The organism is Mesorhizobium sp. C268A (assembly GCF_040324475.1).
Lineage (GTDB): Bacteria > Pseudomonadota > Alphaproteobacteria > Rhizobiales > Rhizobiaceae > Mesorhizobium.
On the sequence record NZ_JAMYVX010000001.1, the window covers coordinates 4687221 to 4710595 of the forward strand.

21 protein-coding genes and 1 tRNA gene are annotated in these 23375 nt (G+C 63.7%); 11 read left to right on the forward strand and 11 right to left on the reverse strand.

Annotated features, from left to right (window positions below; translation table 11 throughout):
• Positions 1-33: 33 nt before the first annotated feature.
• From NKL06_RS22895 to NKL06_RS22910, 4 genes are all read right to left on the reverse strand, one after another.
• Positions 34-696 (reverse strand): aminotransferase class IV family protein, encoded by a 663-nt coding sequence (locus tag NKL06_RS22895; RefSeq protein WP_031207849.1) that lies wholly within the window; start codon positions 694-696, stop codon positions 34-36.
• Positions 645-1790, reverse strand: coding sequence for an aminodeoxychorismate synthase component I (locus NKL06_RS22900; protein WP_023691755.1), 1146 nt, complete (start codon positions 1788-1790; stop codon positions 645-647). Before NKL06_RS22900 ends, NKL06_RS22895 begins: the two co-directional genes overlap by 52 nt.
• A 163-nt stretch (positions 1791-1953) precedes the next feature.
• Complete coding sequence (locus NKL06_RS22905; protein WP_023691754.1) at positions 1954-2670, reverse strand: helix-hairpin-helix domain-containing protein; 717 nt, start codon at positions 2668-2670, stop codon at positions 1954-1956.
• Between the two features lie 412 nt (positions 2671-3082).
• Complete coding sequence (locus NKL06_RS22910; RefSeq protein WP_023691753.1) at positions 3083-4921, reverse strand: M3 family oligoendopeptidase; 1839 nt, start codon at positions 4919-4921, stop codon at positions 3083-3085.
• A 145-nt stretch (positions 4922-5066) separates the two neighbouring features.
• Here NKL06_RS22910 and NKL06_RS22915 point away from each other — a divergent pair, with 145 nt between their 5' ends.
• The 3 genes from NKL06_RS22915 (at position 5067) to NKL06_RS22925 (ending at position 9017) form a co-directional block, all read left to right on the forward strand.
• Positions 5067-6605 (forward strand): sigma-54-dependent transcriptional regulator, encoded by a 1539-nt coding sequence (locus NKL06_RS22915; RefSeq protein WP_023691752.1) that lies wholly within the window; start codon positions 5067-5069, stop codon positions 6603-6605.
• A 391-nt stretch (positions 6606-6996) separates the two neighbouring features.
• On the forward strand, positions 6997-8823 hold the full coding sequence (mepK, locus tag NKL06_RS22920) for a peptidoglycan L,D-endopeptidase MepK (protein ID WP_023691751.1): 1827 nt from the start codon (positions 6997-6999) through the stop codon (positions 8821-8823).
• A gap of 120 nt (positions 8824-8943) precedes the next feature.
• A tRNA-Gln gene (locus NKL06_RS22925) sits at positions 8944-9017 on the forward strand.
• A 138-nt stretch (positions 9018-9155) separates the two neighbouring features.
• Here NKL06_RS22925 and NKL06_RS22930 read toward each other — a convergent pair.
• Positions 9156-9794 (reverse strand): 2-dehydro-3-deoxy-phosphogluconate aldolase, encoded by a 639-nt coding sequence (locus NKL06_RS22930; RefSeq protein WP_023691750.1) that lies wholly within the window; start codon positions 9792-9794, stop codon positions 9156-9158.
• A 174-nt stretch (positions 9795-9968) separates the two neighbouring features.
• On the opposite strand from NKL06_RS22930, the gene trhO reads away from it, so the two are divergent.
• Positions 9969-10895 carry an oxygen-dependent tRNA uridine(34) hydroxylase TrhO gene (gene trhO / locus NKL06_RS22935; protein ID WP_023686394.1) on the forward strand — a complete coding sequence of 309 codons (927 nt, stop codon included), beginning with the start codon at positions 9969-9971 and terminating at the stop codon, positions 10893-10895.
• A 23-nt stretch (positions 10896-10918) separates the two neighbouring features.
• Here trhO and NKL06_RS22940 read toward each other — a convergent pair whose 3' ends face one another.
• A complete protein-coding gene (locus tag NKL06_RS22940) occupies positions 10919-11281 on the reverse strand; it encodes a YybH family protein (RefSeq protein ID WP_023671936.1) in 363 nt (120 codons plus the stop codon).
• Between the two features lie 203 nt (positions 11282-11484).
• Here NKL06_RS22940 and NKL06_RS22945 point away from each other — a divergent pair, with 203 nt between their 5' ends.
• Both NKL06_RS22945 and NKL06_RS22950 read left to right on the forward strand, forming a co-directional pair.
• Complete coding sequence (locus tag NKL06_RS22945; protein ID WP_023671935.1) at positions 11485-12222, forward strand: tellurite resistance TerB family protein; 738 nt, start codon at positions 11485-11487, stop codon at positions 12220-12222.
• Between the two features lie 332 nt (positions 12223-12554).
• Positions 12555-13316 (forward strand): SDR family oxidoreductase, encoded by a 762-nt coding sequence (locus tag NKL06_RS22950; protein WP_023683264.1) that lies wholly within the window; start codon positions 12555-12557, stop codon positions 13314-13316.
• 12 nt (positions 13317-13328) lie between these two features.
• On the opposite strand, the gene NKL06_RS22955 is transcribed toward NKL06_RS22950, so the two are convergent.
• Positions 13329-14513, reverse strand: coding sequence for a pyridoxal phosphate-dependent aminotransferase (locus tag NKL06_RS22955; RefSeq protein WP_023691749.1), 1185 nt, complete (start codon positions 14511-14513; stop codon positions 13329-13331).
• A gap of 83 nt (positions 14514-14596) precedes the next feature.
• On the opposite strand from NKL06_RS22955, the gene NKL06_RS22960 reads away from it, so the two are divergent.
• Genes NKL06_RS22960 through denD form a run of 4 tightly spaced genes read left to right on the forward strand, consistent with a single transcriptional unit; the run spans position 14597 to position 17530 of the window.
• Positions 14597-15283, forward strand: a complete 687-nt coding sequence (locus NKL06_RS22960) for a GNAT family N-acetyltransferase (RefSeq protein WP_023691748.1) — start codon at positions 14597-14599, stop codon at positions 15281-15283.
• 15 nt (positions 15284-15298) lie between these two features.
• Positions 15299-16270: a cation diffusion facilitator family transporter gene (locus NKL06_RS22965; protein ID WP_023683267.1), complete on the forward strand. Its 972-nt coding sequence runs from the start codon at positions 15299-15301 to the stop codon at positions 16268-16270.
• Positions 16271-16328: 58 nt separating this feature from the next.
• The gene (locus NKL06_RS22970; RefSeq protein WP_023683268.1) at positions 16329-16535 is read left to right on the forward strand and encodes a hypothetical protein; all 207 of its coding nucleotides are present in this window, start codon (positions 16329-16331) and stop codon (positions 16533-16535) included.
• An 11-nt stretch (positions 16536-16546) separates the two neighbouring features.
• Complete coding sequence (gene denD / locus NKL06_RS22975; protein ID WP_023691747.1) at positions 16547-17530, forward strand: D-erythronate dehydrogenase; 984 nt, start codon at positions 16547-16549, stop codon at positions 17528-17530.
• 10 nt (positions 17531-17540) lie between these two features.
• Here the strand turns inward: denD and NKL06_RS22980 are convergent, their stop codons facing one another.
• From NKL06_RS22980 to NKL06_RS22995, 4 genes are all read right to left on the reverse strand, one after another.
• Positions 17541-18701, reverse strand: a complete 1161-nt coding sequence (locus NKL06_RS22980) for a nickel/cobalt transporter (RefSeq protein ID WP_196814085.1) — start codon at positions 18699-18701, stop codon at positions 17541-17543.
• A gap of 8 nt (positions 18702-18709) precedes the next feature.
• Positions 18710-19378 carry a DUF1007 family protein gene (locus NKL06_RS22985; RefSeq protein WP_023683271.1) on the reverse strand — a complete coding sequence of 223 codons (669 nt, stop codon included), beginning with the start codon at positions 19376-19378 and terminating at the stop codon, positions 18710-18712.
• Between the two features lie 89 nt (positions 19379-19467).
• Positions 19468-20367, reverse strand: a complete 900-nt coding sequence (locus NKL06_RS22990) for a LysR family transcriptional regulator (RefSeq protein WP_023671925.1) — start codon at positions 20365-20367, stop codon at positions 19468-19470.
• 2 nt (positions 20368-20369) lie between these two features.
• Positions 20370-21569 carry an amidase gene (locus NKL06_RS22995; RefSeq protein WP_023691745.1) on the reverse strand — a complete coding sequence of 400 codons (1200 nt, stop codon included), beginning with the start codon at positions 21567-21569 and terminating at the stop codon, positions 20370-20372.
• A 541-nt stretch (positions 21570-22110) separates the two neighbouring features.
• Between NKL06_RS22995 and odc2 the strand changes: the two genes are divergently transcribed.
• Positions 22111-23244, forward strand: coding sequence for an ornithine/lysine decarboxylase (odc2, locus tag NKL06_RS23000; protein WP_023691744.1), 1134 nt, complete (start codon positions 22111-22113; stop codon positions 23242-23244).
• The last annotated feature ends 131 nt before the right edge of the window (positions 23245-23375 follow it).

Here is a 23375-nt window from a genome sequence, read left to right on the forward strand (position 1 = left end):
AATGCCGGCTGTTATTCTCGCAGCCGCTTCGTATCAGGCCAATGTTGCCGGGATCAAGCCGCGCAGAGAATTGCCGACGAACAGTGTTTTGGCGGATTTCAACTCGTCATAGCTGTAGATCGCCTCCTGGGCGCGGCCTTCGTCCAGCAGCTCGGCGCGCAATACGCCAGGCAGCAGGCCGCAGTCGAGCCTGGGTGTCATCAGCATGCCATCACCGAAATCGGCGAAGACGTTGGTGATGGTGCCTTCGCAGATTTCGCTGCGCTCATTTGCGAGCAACACTTCGTCGGCCTGGGTGATCAGATATTCGGAGCGGGCGTGGGTGTAGATCTGTCGCCGGCCGGTCTTGTGGCGCAGCAGCGTGTCGGTGGAGGAGAGCCGCACCCGTGCCAGCTGCAGCCGCCAGACCTTGTCGGCGGCGAACGGCTCATAGGGCTGGACCGAGGCGGTCACTTCGCCATTGCGCTGCAGGACGAGCCGGGTGCGCAGCGCCGTCTGCTGCGCCCCGATAGTATTCGCCAGCACCTCGCCGATCCGCTGCGGATCGCAGGCAAAGCCGAGTTCTTCCGCCGAGCCGTAAAGGCGCGCGAGATGGCGTTCGAAGCGCAGAAAGCCCTGGCCGGGCTCCCAGCGCATGGTCTCGATCAGCTCGAAATCGGCGGTGTCCCCGTCGCGAAGCGCGCCTTCAGCAGACACTCCTGATACTCCTCTTGCGCCGTCGAATCGAAGACGACGCCGCCGCCGACATTGTAAACGGCCTCGCCACTGGAAAAGAGCGATATGGTGCGGATCGCCACCGAAAAGCGCATCATGCCGCCAGGCGCGATCCAGCCGATGGCGCCGCAATAGACGTCGCGCGGTGTCTCTTCCAGCTCGTGCAGGATTTCCATGGCGCGGATTTTCGGTGCGCCGGTAATCGAGCCACAGGGAAACAGCGCGCCAAAGATTTGGCGGATGCCGAGATCAGGCAGAAGCTTCGCCCGCACACGGCTCACCATCTGATGGACGGTCGGGTAGCTCTCGATGCGGAACAGTTCCGGCACTTCCAGCGTGCCGATCTCGCTGATCAGGGAGATGTCGTTGCGCAGGAGATCGACGATCATCCGGTTCTCGGCCTGGTTCTTTTCGTCCCTGCGCAAGAAGGACTTCAACCGCGCGTCCTCGGCCTTGGTCGCGCCGCGCGGTGCGGTACCCTTCATCGGATGGGTTTCGATCATGCCTTCGGCATTGATCTCGAAGAACAGCTCGGGCGAACGCGACAAGACGATGGGATCGCCGAGCGAAATCAGCGCACCATACTTGACCGGTTGGCGCCCTGTCAGTGCGTCGAAGGCACCAAGCGAATCGCCCGACCATTGGGCACGGACCGGAAAGGTCAGGTTGCCTTGGTAGCAATCGCCCTTACGGATGTGGTCGTGGAGGCGCGCGAAGCGTCTGGCGTAATCCTGAGCGGACCAACTGGCCCTGGCGTCGAAGATGGGGCCATTGGTGGCCGGCGCATCGTTGCGCGGCACGGCCTCTTCGACCGGAGCATCGAAGACACCCAGACAAACCAGTGGCGCGCGCCGGCCTTCAGGCAGCAGCGGCACCAGTTTCGCTTCGAGCAGATAGCCCGCTTCGTAGGAGAAATAGCCGGCCAGCCATTTGCCGGCATCGCTCGCCGCCTGCGCGGCCACCAGCGCCGGCAGAAATTCCTTGGCATCATAGGCAATGATGATGTCGGCCGGGTGGTCGAAGACCAACTGACGGCCGCTTTCATCGTTGCGGAAAATGGCAGAGGGCAGGGGCATGGGGCTCGGGTGCTGCGGTCGATGACGCCAGAACCGCTCTATATGGAGGCCGGGCGGCGTGCAATCGAGGGAGCGGCGTCGCAGGGCGCAAAGACAGTGGCGAATGCAAAAACAAAGACGGCGCCCGAGAGCGCCGCCTTCTGGTTATGTTGCCGATGACAGATCAGCTGTTGTTGGCGGTCCCGGCGCTCGGGAATTGGCGTGCGAACTCCTTTTCGTCGCCGGCGGCAAGCAGCTTGGCCTGCTCGACCCACTTTTCGCGGGCGATGCGGCCGTCGAAATTCAGCGTGTCCTCGATGCGCTTGACATCGGTCGCGGTCCAGCCGGCGATCTGCGCGTAGGTCGTGACGCCAAGGCCTTTGAGCAGTTTGTCGTTGACCGGGCCGATACCGATCAGGCGACGCAGATTGTCGGCCTTCCCAGCTGCCGGGGCGGTCTTCTTCGGGACGGCGGCGGGCTTTGAAGCCGCGGCTTTGGGCGCGGCCTTGGCGGCGGCAGGTTTGCTGGCCGCTGGTTTTGCGGCCGCGAATTTGGCCGCAGCTGGTTTGGCCGCGGCGGGTTTGGCGGGGGCAGGTTTCGCGGCCGGGGCGGACTTGGCCGTTGCCGCTGTCGACACCAGCGCGGCCGGCGCCGAACTAGAAGGCTTGGCGGATGGAGCCGATGTTTCACGCAGCCGGCGTTCGAGATCGGCGCGGGTCTTGCCGCAGGCGTCGAGTTCGCCAGTCAGACGATTGGCGTCGGCACGCAGTCTGTCACGCTCGCTGCGGGTGCGGTCGAGATCGCCGCGCAGGCTGTCGAGTTCGCCGCGCAGCCGGCCCCAGATAAACCAGCCAACCAACACACCTACAAGGAACGCCAGGACAATGTAAAAGAAGGTCATCGTCTCTCTCCAGTCGGATCCGTCCGCCGCCGTCCCAAGTCATGACCTTGGCAGATCGGATCATCCAATGTGGTTCGGCGGCTCAGGGAACAGCCGGTCTGTCGTCGAGTGTCGGCGTTCGGCTTTCCGCCCATTGCCAACCGTCGCTGTCGCATCCGCCAGGCCGCTGCCATGGGCCGGGATGCTGTCCGGCCTTAAGCCGCGCGCCCGGCTGAGCTTCAGTCGGAAAGCTATCATACGGCTTCGGGAAAGCTAACGGAATTTTCGCCGGAGAGTTATTCAAGAACAGATATTTAGAACAAGAACAGAGCTGCCGTCACATGCATTCCGGCTAAACTGTTCTGCGATTCTGCAAAGTCGAGGCCGCTGCTGAACCTGCCACTCTGCGCCATCGGTCCAATGGGTGCGCGCATTAACTGTCGAGCGCTTCCAACTCGTCGATCAGGCCGCCGATCACGCCAAGCCCGATCTGCCAGAAGGCGGGGTCGGTGGCGTCGAGGCCGAAGGGCGCGAGAAGCTCCGAGTGATGCTTGGTGCCGCCGGCGCGCAACATCTCGAAATACTTATCCTGGAAGCCATGCTCAGCGTTCTGGTAGACCGCGTAGAGCGAGTTCACCAGGCAGTCGCCAAAGGCATAGGCGTAGACGTAGAAGGGGGAGTGGACGAAGTGCGGGATGTAGGTCCAGAAGACCTCATAGCCCTCGCGCAGCTTGATCGCCGGCCCCAGGCTTTCTGCCTGCACCTCGAGCCAGAACTGGCCGAGCTTGTCGGAGGTCAGTTCGCCGTTCTTGCGCTCTGCATGCACTTTGCGCTCGAACTCGTAGAAGGCGATCTGGCGCACGACCGTGTTGATCATGTCCTCGACCTTCTGGGCGAGCATCGCCTTGCGCTCGCGCTTGTCGGTGGTCTGGTCGAGCAGCGAACGGAAGGTCAGCATCTCGCCGAATACTGAGGCCGTCTCGGCCAAAGTCAGCGGCGTCGAAGCCATCAGGGCGCCCTGGCCGCCGGCCAGCACCTGATGCACGCCGTGGCCGAGTTCATGCGCCAGCGTCATCACATCGCGCGGCTTGCCCATGTAGTTGAGCAGCACGTAAGGGTGCGCCGAAGGCACGGTCGGATGGGCGAAGGCGCCGGGCGACTTGCCGGGCCTGACCGGCGCGTCGATCCAGTTGCGGTCGAAGAAGACGCGGGCGATCTCCGCCATATCGGGGGAAAAGCGCTGATAGGCCGACAGCACGGTGTTCCTGGCGTCGTCCCAAGGGATCACGGCCTGCGGCGTTTCGGGCAAGGGGGCGTTGCGGTCCCAGTGGTTCATCACCTCCATGCCGAGCCAGCGCGCCTTCAGCGCGTAGTAGCGATGAGACAGGCGCGGATAGGCCTCGCGCACGGCCGACGCCAGCGCATCGACCACGCTGCGCTCGACGCGGTTGGCGAGATGGCGTGAATCGGCGATGTCCTCGAAGCCGCGCCAGCGGTCGGAAATCTCCTTGTCCTTGGCCAGCGTGTTGGTGATCAGCGTGAAGGTGCGCAGGCTCTTGCGGAAGGTTGCGGCCAGCGCTTCGGAGGCGCGGCGGCGGACCTCCCCATCGGCGTCCTGGAGGCGGTTCAGCGCCGGCTCCAGCGTCAGTTCCTCGCCGTCTATGTCGAAGCGCAGATCGGTCATCGTCTCGTCGAACAGCCGGTTCCAGGCACCGCGTCCGGTGATCGATTTCTCATGGAACAGCTGCTCGACCCGGTCCTCGAGCTGGTAGGGCTTGTCCATTCTGAGGTCGAGCACCCAGGGGCGGTAATGGGCAAAGCCGGCGTCGGCGGCGAGGGCTGCTTCGAGCGCCTTGTCGTCGATCAGGTTCAGCTCCAGCGCGAAGAACAAAAGATGCGCGCTGGCGTCGGTCATCTTCTCCTGGATGTCGCCATAGAGCTTTGCGCGCTGCGGATCGGCGGTGTTGCCGGCATAGATCAGGCCGGCATAGGAGACGATGCGGCCGATCAGTTCCTCCAGCGCCTCATAGGCTGTCAGCGCCTCGCCAAGCCTGCCGGCGCTGCCGCGCCCGGCCTCCGCAGCCAGCGTGCCCTTCCAGCGGTTCTCGAAGGCGACGGCATCGGCCGCCGCCTTGGCAAGGTCGCGCTTCAGTTCGGGCGCCTCCATGCCGGAATAAAGATCGGCGAGATTCCATTCCGGCAGGTCGCCGAGTTCCGCCGCGCCCTGACCGGACGCTACCGCCGCAAGCTGCCGACCGAGAATCCTGCTCATCAACAATTACCTTCTGGAATCAAGGGGAAAGGACAAGCCGGTCAAATCCTAAGGAATTCGTTCACCGGGTTTTTTGAAACCTTGTTTAGAACCCTGTGCCAAGATGATCCATGGGAATTTCCCAGGCGGGCAACTCAAATCAGTCATGACAGGTTCCATTCTTATAGTCGATGACGATCCCGTGCAGCGCCGGCTGCTCGAGGCGGCGGTGACGAAATTCGGCCACAGCGCCATCGTTGCCGATGGTGGCGAGGCCGGTCTGAGCGCGCTTGACGGACCCAATGCGAGGGATATTTCGGCAGTCATCCTCGACCTTGTCATGCCGGGCCTCGACGGCATCGGCGTGCTGAAGGTGATGCGCGAGCGCGGCATCACTGTTCCCGTCATCGTGCAGACTGCGCAGGGCGGCATCGAAACGGTGGTCTCGGCGATGCGCCACGGCGCCTTCGATTTTGTCGTCAAGCCGGCGTCTCCCGACCGGCTGCAGACCGCGATCGGCAACGCGCTCAAGGTCGAGGCGGTCGAGGACGAGGTCAAGCGCACGTCGCGGCGTCGCGGCGGCCACCTGACATTCAAGGACATGATCACGCATAGCCCGGCGATGGACCGGGTGATCCGCCTCGGCCAGAAGGCTGCGGCCTCCAACATCCCGATCCTGATCGAGGGCGAATCGGGCGTCGGCAAGGAATTGGTGGCGCGCGCCATCCAGGGCAGCGGCGAACGCCGCACAAAACCGTTCGTCACAGTGAATTGCGGCGCCATCCCCGACAATCTGGTCGAATCGATCCTGTTCGGTCACGAAAAAGGCTCGTTCACCGGCGCCACCGAAAAGCACACCGGCAAGTTCGTCGAGGCGCATTCGGGCACGCTGTTCCTGGACGAGATCGGCGACCTGCCGCTCGACGTGCAGGTCAAGCTGTTGCGCGCCGTGCAGGATGGCGAGGTCGATCCGGTCGGCGGCCGTTCCACCGTCAGGGTCGACATCAGGCTGATCTCGGCCACCCACCGCAACCTTCTGCAGCAGGTCAAGGACGGCAAGTTTCGCGAGGACCTGTTCTACCGGCTCAACGTTTACCCGATCGTCGTGCCGCCGCTGCGCGACCGCCGCGACGACATCCCCTATCTGGTCAAGCATTTCATGGACAAGGTGGCGCCGGCGGGCAATCGCCTGCACGGCATCTCGGATGCCGCACTGGCCATGCTGCAGGCCTATGATTGGCCGGGAAACATCAGGCAGCTGGAAAACGCCGTGTTCAGGGCCTCGGTGCTTGCCGAAGGCGATGTGCTCACGACTGACGAATTTCCGCAGATCCGGGCGCAGGTCGACGGCACCGTCAATCTCGACGCCGATGCGTCCTTGTCGGACCCCGTCATGGCCTTGAGCACCGGATCGCAAGGCGATGGCGCGCAGACTGACGACGCCGGTACTGCAGCTGCCGAGCCCGCCCCTCCGGCGAGGCTGCTTCAGCGTTTCGGCACGCTGCGGGCGCTGGACGAGCGTGGCAATGTGCGTGCGCTGGCCGATGTCGAACTCGAAATGATCAAGCTCGCCATCGACCATTATAACGGCCAGATGAGCGAGGTCGCACGGCGTCTCGGCATCGGCCGCTCGACGCTCTACCGCAAGCTCAAGGAACACGGCATCGACCCGGAAACCGGTCGCCTCGACCGCCTTGCCTCCTGAACGCCGAATTCCACAGCTTGCCAACGCAAGGCCGGGACCAGCTTGCCATGCCATATCCGGCGCTGCATAAGGGGGTTGGGGCGGGAATATGGCTGACGCGGACAGCGTTGTTCACGCATTAAGGCCAGCGGTAACAGATCGTGTAGCGCGAAAAGGCTGAATCTTGATCTAAACCAGCAGTTTACCAAGAAATCCTGTGTATTATTTTTGACGGGATATCGCCACGGTGTTACCGCATTTCGGCTTCAATAAGCGATGATTAACCATTAGGATCGATATTCGGATGTGAGAACCACGCATCCGTTTGGACAAATCCGGGGACAAACGGCAGCCTGCAAGGCCTTTTGATTTGAACAAAGTCGAACGACACAGAAACGGGCGGCGCGATCACATGGGCGTCTGGCCGAGATGGCTGGCAGCGTTGATCGTTGCGTTCGCTTTCCTCGCCGCAACTGCTGCCGGCGCCAGCGCTGAAACGCGCTCGCTCAAGCTCTATCACCTCCACACGCACGAAAAGGCCGAGATCGTCTACAAGCGCAATGGCCGCTACGATCCGGCAGGCCTCAGGAAGATCAACATCATCCTGCGCGACTGGCGTCGCAACGAACCGACCAAGATGGATCCGCGCCTGCTCGATCTGGTGTGGGAAGCTTACCGGCAGGCCGGCGCCACCGACTATATCCAGGTCGTCTGCGGCTATCGCTCGCCGTCGACCAATTCGATGCTGCGCAGCCGCAGCCGCGGTGTCGCCAAGGAAAGCCAGCATATGCTGGGCAAGGCGATGGACTTCTACATTCCGGGTGTGCCGCTGAAAAAGCTGCGCAACATCGGCCTGAAGATGCAGGGCGGCGGCGTCGGCTACTATCCGTCGTCGGGTTCGCCCTTCGTCCACATGGACGTCGGCAATGTGCGGCATTGGCCAGGCATCAGCCGCCAGGAACTGGTCAGCCTGTTCCCCAATGGCAAGACGCTGCATGTGCCGAGCGACGGCAGGCCGTTGCCGGGTTATGACCAGGCGCTCGCCTCCTACAAGGCGCGCAAGGGCGCCGGTTCTCCTGCCATCATGATGGCCAGCGCAGGCGGCAGCACCAAGAAATCCGGTGGCTTCCTGTCCGCGTTCTTTGGCGGTGGCGGTGAAGACGAAGCCGACGACAGCGCCGATGTCGCTACCGCCGCGCCGCCGCCGAGAAGCGTGAAGCCGGTGCTGGCTGCCTCGAGCAACAACAACAGCAATCTGCCTGGCATCGCGATCGTGTCGCCGCAGAACGCCAAGCGCGCCAACATTCCGCAGCTTGCCGACGACAGCGCTGACGATTCGGAGCCGCAGGACACGCCGGAGACGATCATCGCCGCGCTGCCCGCCAAGGAAGTGCCGCTGCCCGCTTTCGCACCGCGGCCGAAGGCCGATGTCGGCGCGCAACAACCTGAGACCGTGCCGTTCGGCGTGGCCGATGCCACCACCGAACAGACGGTGGCGACGGCGCAGGCGCCGGCCAATGTGCCGTTCGGCACGGCCGATGCGAGCAATGCCGACCAGGGAGCCGATCAAGCTGCCGCTCCGGCGCAGGTCGCGGTCAACGTCCCGTTGCCGACCTGGCGTCCCGACCGCTCTTCGCCGCCGGCTGAGCTTGCGCCGCAGGACAAGGGCGTTCTGCTGGCGCTGGCCGATACGGCTGCCCACAAGCAGACCGCAACCGACGCGTTCTCGGTGCTGCCGTCGCAGCGTCCGGACGAGGTCAAGGCGGTTCTCGAACAGGCCAGCGCCGCCGATACAGCCGGTGCTACCGACGACTATCAGGTTGCGTCGCTCGAGCCTCGCTCGGCGTTCAACGATCCGTCAGGTGTCGATGCCGCATCGCCGCGCGGTGCTATTGCTGCCCGTCCCGCCGGTACCGATCCAGCCTCGGTGATCGGCGCCGGCGTCAAGACGACACGCAAGGAAGCAAGGGCTTCGGCTCGCGACCTGAAGCCAGGACCGAAGGCAGTGGTGGTGGCGGCCGAACCGCAGGCGGCCCGCTGGGCGCTGAGCAGCGGCGACAACATCGCCACCGTTTCCAGCCCGACGACTGCGCCGCGCTATGCCTACAACATCGTGCATACGCCGCCGAGCGAGGTCTACACCGCAGGCTTCCAGGCGGACAACCAGATGGCCGATGCCAACCGCTTCACCGGCAATGCCGTAAAATTCCTTTCGGTCGCCCGCTTCCAGACGAAGTAGGGCGTGACCCGGTCAATATCGAAATCGAAGCCGCGCTGGGCAAGCCGTGCGGCTTTTGCTTCTAGCGAGATATCGAGCACTGGCTTCCATCGCCACAGAATGCTAACCACCAAACTGCATTCCCGCTTCGTCTAATGGTAGGACAGCGCCCTTTGAAGGCGTGAATCGTGGTTCGAGCCCATGAGCGGGAACCAAAATCTCAACGCGTAGCAAACCCGGTCGGCGCAGCTGGCGGGTTTTTGTGCCGAGTGCAATTCCGGGAACACTGTGATTTTCCCGGGAAAGCGCGGAGCGCTTCCCTTGGGAATTGCGCAAAGACAAAGTAGCGGAGGTTATTTTCCGAGCTTGCTCGCGGCCTTCGCGAGCGCCTCGATCTCATCCCACTTGCCGGCCTTGACCAACTCGTCCGGCGCCACCCACGAGCCGCCCACGCAGACGACATTGGCCAGGCTGAGATAGTCGGCGGCGTTCTTGGCCGAGATGCCGCCGGTCGGGCAGAATTTCACGTCGGCCAGCGGCGAGGCAAAGGCCTTGAGCGAGGCGATGCCGCCGGATTGTTCGGCCGGGAAGAATTTCAGGAACCGCAGGCCGGCCTCGCGGGCAGCCATGATCTCGCCGGGCGTGATAGCGCCGGGCAGCAAGGGAACGTCGCTGTCCTTGGCCGCCGCCAGCAACTCTCGCGTGATGCCGGGGCTGACGATGAATTTCGAGCCAGCGGCCGCTGCCTCGTCGAACTGCTTGGCATCGAGAATTGTTCCGGCGCCGACAATGGCGCCCTCGACCTCACCGGCGACGCGGCGGATCGCTTCCAGCGCATCGGCGGTTCTCAACGTGATCTCGATTGCCGGCAGGCCGCCGGCGGCCAGCGCCCGGGCGAGCGGGACGGCGTCCGCGACATTGGCGATCTTCAGCACCGGAATGACCGGCTGGCCATTGAGCAGCGACAGGAGCGTTTCGGTCTTGCTGAGCATTGGCTTGTCTCTCCCTAGGTGATTTCAACCGATTAGCAGAAGGCCGATTCCGAGTCCACGAAACCCGGCCTGCCGCGATGTCACATGTCGGCCAACGAGCCTGCGGGCGAATACCGACGAAGTGTCTTTAGCTCTGCCTTGAATCCGCTTTGACCACGGTCTAGTGGCTTGGCGATGACCAACCATGAACCCGTGCGCGTCGCCGCGCTCTACAAATTTGCGAGGCTGGGCGACTTCGACGCGCTGCGGGTCTTGCGCACGCCGCTTGCCGCCTTCTGCTGCGGGCGCGGCATCAAGGGCACGCTGCTTCTGGCGCAGGAGGGCATTAACGGCACGGTCGCCGGCAGCGAAGCCGACATAGCCGACCTGATCGCTTATCTCGAGGCCATCGAGGGTCTTGCCGATCTCGAGGTCAAATACAGCACTGCCGCCGAAATGCCGTTCCATCGCATGAAGGTGCGGCTGAAGCGCGAGATCGTCACCATGGGCGTCGAAGACCTCGACCCGGCGACGGGTGCGGGGACCTATGTCGCGCCGGCCGACTGGAACGCGCTGATCTCGGACCCCGGCACCATCGTCATCGACACACGCAACGCGTACGAAGTGTCGATCGGGACGTTCGAGGGCGCGGTGGACCCGCGCACGTCGAGCTTTCGCGAATTCCCGGCCTGGGTGGAAAAACACCGCGACCAACTCGACGGCCGCAAGGTTGCGATGTTCTGCACCGGCGGCATCCGCTGCGAAAAGGCGACGGCCTATGTGAAGTCGCTCGGCTTCGAGGATGTGTTCCATCTCAAGGGCGGCATCCTCAGATATCTTGAAGAGGTGCCGGCCGAAGACAGCCTGTGGCAGGGCGAGTGTTTCGTCTTCGACGAGCGGGTCTCGGTGTCGCATGGGTTGACCGAAGGCGAGGCCGAACTCTGCCGCGCCTGCCGGCATCCGCTGACGCCGGAGAACCGGCTGTCGCCGCATTTTTCCACCGGCGTGTCATGCCCGCATTGCTACGAGGCACGCTCGGATGAGGATCGCACCCGCTATGCCGAGCGCCAGCGCCAGGTCGAACTTGCGCAGGCGCAGGGCAGGGGACATATCGGCAGTTAAGTGCCGCCGACGCCCTGACTGGATCACCACACGACAGAATAGCGGTCGATCACCCACAGCCATGTGCCGTCGGCCTGCCGGCGCGCGACCTCTGAGGTTATCGAGCCGTCGGCAAGCCTGGTCGACGTCAACGCGAGGTCGCCGTTAATGGCCGCCGGGCGCTGCTCGCCGCGCTGGAATTTTCGCCAGCTCGCGGCAAAGGCTTCGAACAAAGCGCGGATCGCCTCATGGCCACGCGTCAATTCGGCTGCTCCGGTGTCGATGACGGCATCGGGTTCGAACAGCGCTACCATGCCCTCAATGTCTCCCGCCCATTGCCGATCAATTAGCAGGCGCTCCAGATCCTGGGGATCTCGTGCTTGGTCGCGGTCTGGCTGATCGGTCACGGCAAAACTCCTCCCTCGCCGACGTTGCGGCGACACTAACCGAAGCCGAGGCGGGTTTCGACACATCGAATTTGATTTGCGGCATTGCCGGCGCCGATAGCAAAGCGCCGGTCCGTCATTGTAATGTCAACAATCGGGACCTACGTCTGCAACGTCCAAAACCTGCCCGTCCACGTTGGCGCGGGCCCTTTTCTGGAGGCACCATGTTCGACCCCAAGAAGCTTCTCGACGATCTGCTCGGCTCGCAAGTTCCCGGCACAACCGGCACCGTTCGCGACAAGGCCGGGCAGGCTGTGCAGATGGCCAAGGACAATCCGCTGGCCGCCGGTGCGCTGGCCGCGGTGCTGCTTGGAACCGGCACGGGACGGCAGGTCACCGGCACGGCCGTGAAGCTCGGCGGACTGGCTGCGATCGGCGGTCTCGCCTACAAGGCCTACCAGAATTACAAGGCCGGCAATGCACCCGAGCAGGCGCCGGCGGCCGGCCAGCCGGAATTGCTGCCGCCGCCCGCCGACACCGGCTTTCATCCTTCACAGGCGCCACAGGGGGAGGACGAGTTCACGCTGACCCTGGTGCGGGCGATGATCTCGGCGGCCAAGGCCGATGGCCATGTCGATGACGCGGAACGCCAAAAGATCGCCGGCAAGCTCAGTCTGGCCGGCATCGGCACGGAAGCGGAAAAGTTTCTGATGGCCGAGCTGGACAGCCCGCTCGACCTCGATACGCTGGTCGCAGGCGCCAAGACCGATGAGCAGAGGCTCGAGCTCTACACGGCGTCCCGACTGACGATCGACCCCGATACGCGCGCCGAACGCGGCTATCTCGACCTGCTCGCCGGCCGGCTCGGCCTGCCGGATGCGCTCGTCGATCATGTCGAGGCGACGGTGTCGGCGGCCAAGGTGCCGGTTCCGTCAGGCACGGCGCCGAACCCGCGCTGGTAGACAACGCAGCCGCGGCGGGAAAAGCGTTAACTTCTCGTTTACCGAGGAAGCGCATGATTTTAGTTAGTCGGATCGGCTTTTCCTCCTCCCAAGCCCGGTTCAGATCAGGGGGCGGTCGCCAATGACCGCCCTTTTTGTCGGACCGATCACATAAAGCGCGTGGCGCTTCATGTTTTTGTCCGGATGCATGTCGTTCTCTCAGAACCGGGGCCACTTTTGAGCGACATGCATTAGTGTCCGGCTTGCCATGATCGCCCTCATTTGCGATGGGTCGGTGCATTCGGATGCACCCCGATCTGTGCCGGGGATGCGCGGCGCGCAGGAGCAAAATCATGACAGTCCTCACAGAGAAAACCGCCATCGTCACCGGCGCCGGCACCGGCATCGGCAAGAGCGTCGCCACGGCGCTGCTCAAGGCCGGCTGGAACACGGTGTTTTGCGGCCGCCGCAAAGCGGTGCTCGATGCCGCCATTACCGAGGCCGGGAAAACGGACGCCAAGGCGCTGGCGGTTGCCTGCGACATCAGCAAGGCCGGCGAAGTCGATGATCTGTTCGAGACGGTGGCCGCAGCCTTCGGGCGCGTCGACCTGCTCTTCAACAATGCCGGTATGAGCTACAAGTCGACGCCGATCGACGAGATACCAGTCGAGGTTTGGAACGATATTGTCGGCGTCAATCTCACCGGATCGTTCCTGTGCGCCCGCGCCGCCTTCGGCGTCATGCGCAAGCAAAAGCCGATGGGCGGCCGCATCATCAACAACGGTTCGGTCTCGGCCTATGCGCCGCGGCCGGGCTCGGTGCCCTATACCGCGACCAAGCACGCCATATCGGGGCTGACCAAGACGCTGGCGCTCGACGGCCGGCCCTATGATATCGCCTGCGGCCAGATCGACATAGGCAACGCGCTGACCGATATGGCGCATGCCATGACGGTCGGCGTGCCGCAGGCCAATGGCACCATCGCCGCCGAAGCGGTGATGGACGTCCAGCGCGTCGCCGACGCCGTCGTCCACATGGCCAGCCTGCCGCTCGACGCCAACGTGCTGTTCATGACGGTGATGGCGACCAAGATGCCGTTCGTGGGGCGTGGGTGAACAGCCGAAGGCCTACTTCTTCAAAAACGCCTCGATCCGCTCCAGCGCGTGCAAGATGTTCTCTTCGGAATTGGCGTAGGAAAGCCTGATGTAGCCTTCGCCGAGAATGCCGAAATCGGGGCCGCCGATCAGCGCCACGCCGGCCTCCTCGAGCAGTGCCGAGGCGAGCTTCTTGGCCTTCCAGCCGGTCTTCGAAACATTCGGGAAGGCATAGAATGCGCCCTTGGGCGTAATGCAGGAGACGCCGGGCAGCGCGTTCAGCCCCTCGACCACGATCTTCCTGCGGTTGTCGAAGGCGCGCATCATCTTGTCGACATCGTCCTGCGGGCCGTCGATGGCGGCGATGCCGGCGAACTGGCTCGGCGCGTTGACGCAGGACCAGCAATTGACCGCCAGCTTGCGGACCTTGTCGTAGAGATGCCCGCCCTTGTCGCCATTCGGCCAGATCGACCAGCCCATGCGCCAGCCGGTCATCGCCCATGTCTTCGACCAGCCGTTGAGCACGATCAGCCGGTCGCGAATTTCCGGAAAATTGAGCAGCGAAAAATGCGTCTCGCCGTCATAGGTCATGACGTCGTAGATTTCGTCGGAGAGGATAGCGACCTGCGGATGCGCTTGCAGTCCCTTCACCAGCTTCTCGATCTCGGCGCGCGGCGTGACGCCGCCGGTCGGGTTGGCCGGTGAGTTGAGGATTAGCAGTCTGGTCTTCGACGTGATCAGCGCCAGCGTCTCTTCTGCCGAGAAGGCAAAGCCGTTCTCCTCGCGGATCGGCACCGGAATGGGCGCGGCGCCGGTGAACTCGATCATCGAGCGGTAGATCGGAAAGCCTGGGTCTGGATAGAGGATCTCGGCGCCCGGTTCGCCGAACATCAAGATGGCCGCGAACATGGTCGGCTTGCCGCCGGGCAGGATCATTACATTCTCGGGCGAGACTTCGAGGCCGGTAGTGGTCAGCGTGCGCCGCACCACCGCTTCGCGCGTCGCCAGCAGGCCATTGGCCGGGGTGTAGCCATGGTGGCCGTCGCGCAGCGCCTTGATCGCGGCCTCGACAATGTGCTGCGGCGTTTTGAAGTCGGGCTGGCCGATGCCGAGATTGACGATGTCGCGGCCCTGTTGAGCCAGTGCAGTCGCGCGCGCCAACACGGCAAAGGCGTTTTCCTCGCCGAGACGGTCGAAGGCCGAAATCGTGTGGAGCATTTTTCCCGTCCGTGTGGTTCTTGCTGTTAGGTCGCATTTTTGTGAGCGTCTGCTCACAAAAGTCAAACGGATTGGAGTTTTGCGTGTCGGAAAATCTCAAAGATTGGCAAGCGCGTCCGCGGCCCGAGCGCAAGCCCATTGACGGCCGCTATGTCCGGCTCGAACCGCTGAGCGCCGAAAAGCATGGCGACGGCCTTTACGAGGCGTCGTCGGTGCCTGACATCGATGGACGCTTTGCTTGGCTGCCCGACTATCCGCCGCAAACCCGCGCCGATTTCCAGCCATGGCTGGATAAGGTCGAGGCGAGCGAGGATCCGCTGTTCTTCACCGTCATCGACAAGGCCAGCGGCAGGGTCGCGGGGCGACAGACGCTGATGCGCATCGATCCCACCTATGGCGTCATCGAGATCGGCAACATCTATTGGGGGCCGCTGATCTCGCGCAAGCCGCCAGCGACCGAGGCGCAGTTCCTGTTCATGAAGTATATTTTCGACGGGCTCGGCTATCGCCGCTACGAGTGGAAATGCAACAACCGCAACGAGCCGTCAAAGCGCGCGGCGGAACGGTTCGGCTTCAAGTTCGAGGGCATTTTCCGCCAGCATCTTGTGGTCAAGGGTGAAAACCGCGATACCGCATGGTACTCGATCATCGACAAGCAATGGCCGGCGCTGCGCAAAGCCTATGAGGCATGGCTCGATCCCGCCAATTTCGATGGCGAAGGCCGGCAGAAGCGGCGGCTCGAGGATTTCCGCGCCGAGTTCGGCGCGTAACAGGAGTTTTTTCCGATGGCGCACAGCCATGATCATGGTTCGCTTGCTGGGCATGGCGCCAGCCACCTGCATGGCTCGACCGACAAGAAGCGTGTGCTGATCGCAGCCTGCCTGACCGCCGGCTTCATGGTGGCCGAAGTGCTTGGCGGCCTTTTGACGGGATCACTGGCGCTGCTGGCCGACGCCGGCCACATGCTCGCCGACTCGATCGCGCTTGGCCTTGCCTGGTACGCCTTCCATCTTGGCGGACGGCCGGCGACAGTGCGCCTGACCTATGGTTTCGGCCGGGTCAAGACGCTGGTCGCCTACACCAACGGCATCGCCATCTTCGCCATTGCTTTGTGGATCGTCTACGAAGCCTGGGGCCGGCTGATGACGCCGGCGCCGGTGCTGGGCGGGCCGATGCTGGTGGTGGCGATCGCCGGCCTTCTGGTAAACTTCGCCTCGTTCTTCGTGCTGCATGGCGGCGACCACGACAGCCTCAACATGCGCGGCGCCATCCTGCATGTGCTGGGCGACCTGCTCGGTTCGGCGGCGGCGATCGTGGCGGCGCTGGTCATCCTGGCCACCGGCTGGACGCCGATCGACCCGATTCTGTCGGTGCTGGTCTCGGTGTTGATCCTGTCCACCGCATGGTCGCTGATGCGCGAAGCCGCCCACGTCCTTCTCGAAGGCGTACCGGCAAGCCTCGACCGCGACATCATCGCCAAGGACATTGCCGGCACCGTCAAGGGCGTGCGCGAAGTGCACCATATGCATGTCTGGTCGCTGGACGGCTCCAGCAACATGGCGACGCTGCATGCCTGCCTCAACGATGGCGTCGATCCGCACCAGGCGGTCAGCGCCATCAAGAAGCGGCTCGCCGCCGAACACGGCATCAGCCACGCGACGGTCGAACCGGAATTCGGCCAGTGCGCCGACAGCCATGACGAGCACGATCATGACCACGACCATGGTGCGCCACCGCATCACGGCCATTATCACTGACAGGGAATTTCATGGCATTGGCATCCGAGTTGACGAGTTCCCGCTGTGGCGGGACGGCATGATGGATCGCGACACGCGAAACGCGCTGATTGCCGCAGCCTGGATCATGCTGCTGTTCGGCATCGCGGCGTTCTATCTGCCGACGGTGATGCTGGCTGTCGGCAATATCTCGACCGTACTTGCCGGCATCGTCGGCATCGCCTTCGTGCTGGCATTCTTTCTGGTGTTCTGGTTGCGGGGTCGCAGCCAGAACAAGGGCAAATAAGAGGCTTTGAAATGCGCATCCTGATTACTGGCGCCGCCGGCATGGTCGGCCGCAAACTTGTCGACCGGCTGGCCAAGGACGGCACGCTCAACGGCCGCAAGATCACCGGGCTCGACCTGCACGACATCGTGCCGCCGCAGGCGCCGGCGATGGACGGCGTCAGCATCGCCACGCATACCGGCGACCTTGCCGACGCCGGTGCTGCCGAGAGCCTGGTGGCGTCACGCCCCGACGTCATGTTCCATCTCGCCGGCATCGTGTCGGGTGAGGCGGAAGCCAATTTCGATCTCGGCTACCGCGTCAATCTCGACGGCACACGGGCTCTGTTCGATGCGGTCCGGCTGGCGGGCTTTTCGCCGCGCCTCGTCTTCACCTCGTCGATCGCGGTGTTTGGCGCGCCGTTCCCCGATGTGATCCCGGACGACTTTCATCCGACGCCGCTGACCTCCTACGGCACCCAGAAGCAGATGAGCGAGGCGCTGCTGGCCGACTATTCCAGGCGCGGCGTCTTCGACGGCATCGGCATAAGGCTGCCGACCATCTGCGTGCGGCCCGGCAAGCCGAACAAGGCGGCGTCAGGTTTCTTCTCCGGCATCATCCGCGAGCCGCTGAGCGGCCACGAGGCGATCCTGCCGGTGCCGCGCTCGGTGCTGCACACCCATGCCAGCCCGCGTTCGGCGGTGAACTTCCTGATCCATGCCGCCGGGCTCGACGGTGCCGCTGTCGGGCCGCGCCGCAACCTCACAATGCCCGGCGTTGCCGTCACCGTCGGCGAGCAGATCGAGGCGCTGGAGCGCATTGCAGGCGCCGACGTCGTGAAGCTGATCCGCGAACAGCCGGATGAGACCATCTGGGCGATCGTCAAGGGTTGGCCGACGCGCTTCGAGGCGCGCCGTGCAAGGGACCTCGGCTTCAGCGCCGAAAACAGTTTCGATGAAATCATCCGCGCTCATATCGAGGATGAGTTGGGCGGAAAGATCGCGGGTCAGGCCTGACCCGCCGAGGTCATACAGTTCCGGACAGGCTCGCCGACAACAGCAACAGCCCGAACAGGAAGACGAACGCGGCGCCGCCGATTTCGACGAATGTGTGGATACGGTTGCCCATGCGGCCATCGCCGGCGAAATAGACCGCCCAGTTCTTGGCTGTCGCAGCGATCGTCGCCAACGCCGAGACTGTGATGGCGGTGCCGATAGACATCGCCAGCACCGACAGCAGGCCGCCGAGCCACAGGCCGTTGAGCAGCGCGAAGCTGAGCACAATCAGCGCGCCGGAGCAGGGGCGGATGCCGACGGCGGCTACAGCCGACCAGGCCGTGCGCCAGTCGAAGCGGTCGCCCGACAGCAGCGCCGGATCAGGCGCATGCGAATGGCCGCACGTGTCGCAGACCTCGCCGGCCGGTTGATCGTGAGCGGCGTGATTGTGATGAGCGTGGTCGTGATGGGAATGATCGTGCGTGTCGTGGTCGTGCGCGGCGTGATCGTGATGATCATGCGAATGGTCGTGATGCACATGCAAGGCATGCGCCTGCGCCGCGTGGCTGTGACCGGCATGCGAATGGCCGCCATGGCCGGCGTGGGCTGCCGACAGGCTGTAGGCGGGCGCCCTGCCGAACCAGCGCTGGACCGTGGGCCCAAGCTTGCGCCACAGCAGCCAGGCGCCGAACAAAGTGACGAAGACATAGCTCATGATCTCCATGAACCAGGCTGCGTCGGTCATCGAGATGGCGGTGCCGCGCAGGACGAAATAGGCAAGCAGCATCACCAGGATCGCGGTCAGGCCCTGCAGCAGCGCCGAGACGAAGGACAGCAGGATACCGCGCCTGAGCGCCACTTCATTGGCCACCATGTAGGACGAGATCACCGCCTTGCCGTGGCCGGGGCCGGCGGCGTGGAAAATGCCATAGGCGAAGGACAGGCCGATCAGCAGCCACATCTTGCTGCCGTCCTCGCGCATTGCTTTCATCGCCGTGGCCAATGCGCGGTAGAATTCCTGCTGGCGCAGATTGATCCACATCAGGATGTGGGCGAACGGGCCGGTGGTGGGCGCCATGCCGTCATTGACACCGATGCCGAGTGAGCTCTGGGCATGGGCCTGCCCGAGAAAGTGCGTCATCAGCAGGGCAGCGGCCACGAGGCCGAATGCCAAACGCAGGGACGGTTTCATCACCGGATCTATCCTTCTGGCGGGCAATTCAGTTCGAGCTTGGTGGCGAAGATCTTGCTCATGTCGGTGCCTGTCGGGTCGTTGAAGAACGCGTCCGTCAGGGTCTTCTGGTTTTCCTTGATCGCCTCGTCTGGATCAGGCCGGATGACGCTCTTGGTGCAGCTCGAGGGCAGGCCTTCCACCGTGATGTTGCTATCCTCGGTGAAGTCGATCGCTGTGTAGAAGGTTGGATCGTAGACGCCGAAATCGATCTTGCCGGCGAGCTTGATCGGCACCTTGGGTTCGGATTCGAACAGGATGATCAGCTGGTCGTTTTCGAAATTGGCCATAAGATGCGGTGGCGGCGTCATCGGCACGTCCTTGCCGTCGACGGTGACGAGCTGGAAATAATTGAACTCGGCCAGCGAGGCATGAACGGTGTCGGCGACATCCTTCAGCTCCTTGTCGTCAAGCTTCAGGTCGGAGTTCTTGTCGAACTCCATCATCACCGTACTCGAAAACAGATCATCGAAACGCCAGAGGTGACGCAGCGCTTTCACACTTTGGTGATCCGGAGAGAGGATCACGTCGAGGCGGGCCTCGGCGAAGACATGAGGATGCGCGCCAGCCGCTCCGACGGAGGCAAAAGTCGTCGCCAGGGCCGAAGCCAGCATGATTGCGTGCCGTTTCAGATGCATTCTCGGTCGCTGTTCCATCGGCCTCGGAGAGATTTCGAGAGGTTACCAGAAACGGGGCGAAATTGGGACCGCGGCACGGCAGGACCGGCTCAAGCGCTCTCGCGGTTCTTGAACCATTGCACCAGGAAATCGACGAAGACACGGACCTTGGCCGGCAGATAGCGACGGTGCGGGTAGACGGCGAAAATGCCGCTGCCCGACTGGATGCGGTCGTCGAGCAACGACACCAGAAGCCCGGATGCGAGGTCGGGCGCGGCGATGAAATCCGGCAGGATGGTGAAGCCCAGACCGGACACGGCGGCGGCTCGCGCGGCCATCGGGCTGTTGACCTCGATGGGACCCGATACGTTGACACTGACTGACTCCTCGCCATCGCCCCTGAAGCGCCAGTTGGCGAGCGAGCGGCCATTGGTGTCGACGATGCAGGGCAAGTTGGCGAGATCCTGCGGGCGCGTCGGCTTGCCGTGCTTGGCGATCAGCTCCGGCGAGGCGCAAAGCTTGATCGAAAACGGCCCCAGGCGGCGGGCGATCAGCGATGAGTTCTCCAGGCGCGAGATGCGCACGGCAAGATCGAAACCTTCCTCGACCAGATCGACAAAACGGTCGTCGAGATGGATGTCGAGCACGATGTCGGGATGCTGTTTGGCGAAGTCGATGAGCGACTGGCCTATCGGCGCGTCGGCGAAGGTGCGCGCCGCGGAGAGCTTGATCCTGCCGCGCACGTCGCCGGAGGATTCGCGCACGGCGTCGGCTAGGCTGTCGACCTCGCGCACGATTTCCGAAGCGCGGCTGTAATAGGTATGGCCGGCCTCGGTCAACGAGAACTGCCGCGTGGTGCGGTTGAGCAGCAGCGCGCCGAGTTCGTCCTCGAGTTCGCGCACATATTTCGACAGCAGCGCCTTGGAGCGACCGATCTTGCGCGCGGCCGCCGAAAAGCCTTCGGCCTCGACGACGTCGATGAAGGCGCGCATGCGGGTCAGTGTATCCATCATCAAGCCTTTCGTGCCGCATCGAGAATTCGCCGGCCGAGCCGTATCAGGGCAATGTCGCTGCCGGGAGGACCGAGCAGCGAGAGGCCGAAAGGGGCGCCGTCAACCGAGCCCAGCGGCAGGGTGATTTGCGGAAAGCCTGAAAGACCCGAAAGGCACAAAAGATGCAAGGCCCTTTCGCGGTAGGCCTGGAGCTGCTGCGGCTCGCTTTTGACCAGAGGTGCGGGGCCTGGAACGGTAGGCAGGACAAGAAACCCGTCCTGGCCGAGCAGCGCGGCTAGCTCGGAGCGGAACGTCAAGCGGCGCACCGCCTCGGCCCGCGCGGTCTTTTCGTCGATTGTCCGGCCGAAACCAAAGCGCTCCTCGACGCCCGGCCCGAGATCGCGCTCGCCCGAAATGATCCAGGCGCCATGCTGCTGCCAGGCCTCGGCGGCCTGGAGGCGGCGAAAGCACCAGTAGAGCTCGTCGGGGAAGGAGGCGAAGCTGTACTCTACCGGCGCCGGCTCACCGACAAGACTGGCGGCCAGCGCTCTCATCCTGGCATATTCGGCTGCCTCGGCGGGGCCGGCCACGAAAGCGTCCAGCCAGCGGATCGAAAGCGGCCGGTTGAGCGGATGCTGATGCGGGTCGCGGCCAAGCAACAGCTTGCCGATCGTCTCATAGGTCTCGATGTCGTCGGCGAACCAGCCGAATGTGTCGAAGCTCGGCGCCAGCTTCATCGTGCCTTCGAGCGAAATGCGGCCATGCGTGGTGCGCAGCCCGATCAACCCGCAAAAGCTCGCCGGGGCGCGGATCGAGCCGCCGGTGTCGGAGCCGGTGGCGATATCGGCAAGCTTGCCGGCCACCGCCGCCGCCGATCCGGAGGACGAGCCGCCGGTGACGCGATCGGGAGCGGCCGGGTTCACCGGAAACGGAAAATGCGCGTTCTGGCCCATCAGCGAGAAAGCGAACTCGTCGGTCTGCGTCTTGCCGATGAAACGCGCGCCGGCGTCGAGAATCATCTGCACGGCCGGTGCCGTGCTGGACGCGGCGTGGGACTCGGCGAACTTCACCGGATTGCCGCAACCGGTGCGGTAGCCGGCGACGTCGTAAATGTCCTTCACAGCCAGGCGCAGCCCGGCCAGTAGCCCCAGTTCCGCATTGGCCACCGGCATTCGACGCAGGTCGAGAAGGGCGTTGAGCGGGCCGTGCGTGCCTGGCATCGTTCGATATCCGTATACAGTAGGCCCAGCATTGTTCGATGCCGGAAATTTTACAACCTGGAGTACGATTTTTATTGATTGTGAAACCTTTCGATCTTATATCGCGCTTGCCCAAAGTCGCACGTGCCTGTGGGTGTCCGCCGATCCTCGAATGGTGAGGGAAATCGGTAAGGTAACTGGAGCTAACCCCTCCAGTCGGTCTAGCGGCCAACCGCCAGCCCGAGGACACCTTGAAGCAACGACGGTGCGGGCCTTTCTGGTGTTCTGCCGGTCGTCCAAAGACCGGGGTTACTGAAGAGGCACACCTTCATTGCCGGCAGTGCGGACGGGTCTCCCATCCAAGCCAAGGCAGACAAAGCGAACCCAGGCCGGGCAAGGCCAAGGTTCACCGCCGCGAGACGGCGTTTCATGGTTCCGGGGTCTCCACCGGCTGGTTCCATGGATTTCCGTCCCGCCTTTGTTTGACCGCGTGTTCGCGAGGCCGAAAGCCCGCGTCCCGCAGCCTTACTGCGCGCCGCAAGGCGTTAATGGAGAGACCCCGATGGCCACCCAGCGCATCCTCGACTTCCTCGCCACCCGACGTCCGTCCGGCCCCTGCCTCGTCGTCGACCTCGATGTCGTGCGCGACAATTTCCGTGCCTTCGAGAAGGCGCTGCCCGATTCCAGAATCTACTATGCGGTGAAAGCAAACCCTGCGCCGGAGATCCTGCGCCTGCTTGCTGCGATGGGCTCGTCCTTCGACACCGCCTCCGTTGCCGAGGTCGAGATGGCGATGGACGCCGGTGCGCCGGCGGACCGCATCTCCTTCGGCAACACCATCAAGAAGGAGCGTGACATTGCACGCGCCTACCAGCTCGGCATCCGGTTGTTTGCCGTCGACTGCGTCGAGGAGGTCGACAAGATCGCCCGCGTCGCTCCCGGCGCGCGCGTGTTCTGCCGCGTTTTGACCGACGGCGAAGGCGCCGAGTGGCCGCTGTCGCGCAAGTTCGGCTGCGTGCCGGCGATGGCCGTCGACGTGCTGCGCCATGCCAGGACGCTCGGCCTCGACGCCTATGGCGTGTCGTTCCATGTCGGCTCGCAGCAGACCGACCTGACGGCGTGGGACCGTGCGCTGGCCGACGCCAAGAAGGTGTTCGCCACGCTCGCCGACGAAGGCATCGTCCTGAAGATGGTCAATATGGGCGGCGGTTTCCCGACGCGCTATCTGCGTGACGTGCCGGCGGCCCAGGCCTATGGCCAGGCCATCTTCTCGGCGCTGCGCAAGCATTTCGGCAATGCGATCCCCGAGACCATCATCGAGCCGGGCCGCGGCATGGTCGGCAATGCCGGCGTCATCAAGTCGGAAGTCGTGCTGATCTCGAAGAAGGCCGAAAACGACAATGTGCGCTGGGTGTTCCTCGACATCGGCAAGTTCGGCGGTCTGGCCGAGACGATGGACGAGGCGATCCGCTATCCGATCGTCACCCGCCATGACGGTTCGGAGACCGCACCTTGCGTGCTCGCCGGCCCGACCTGCGATTCGGCCGACGTGATGTACGAGAAGATGCCGTATCCGCTGCCTCTGTCGCTGACCATCGGCGACGATGTGCTGATCGAAGGCACCGGCGCCTACACGACCACCTACTCGGCGGTCGCCTTCAACGGCTTCGAGCCTCTCCGATCCTACGTGATCTGACGGCTTCGGCCTTCAGATCACCCCAGGCGGACGTTTGCGTCCGCCCGGGTTCGCCTGTGGAACAAGCTCCGCTCGTGAAGGATCGCGGAAATGGACATTGTAAATTACATTGACGGCATTGGATTCTCCCC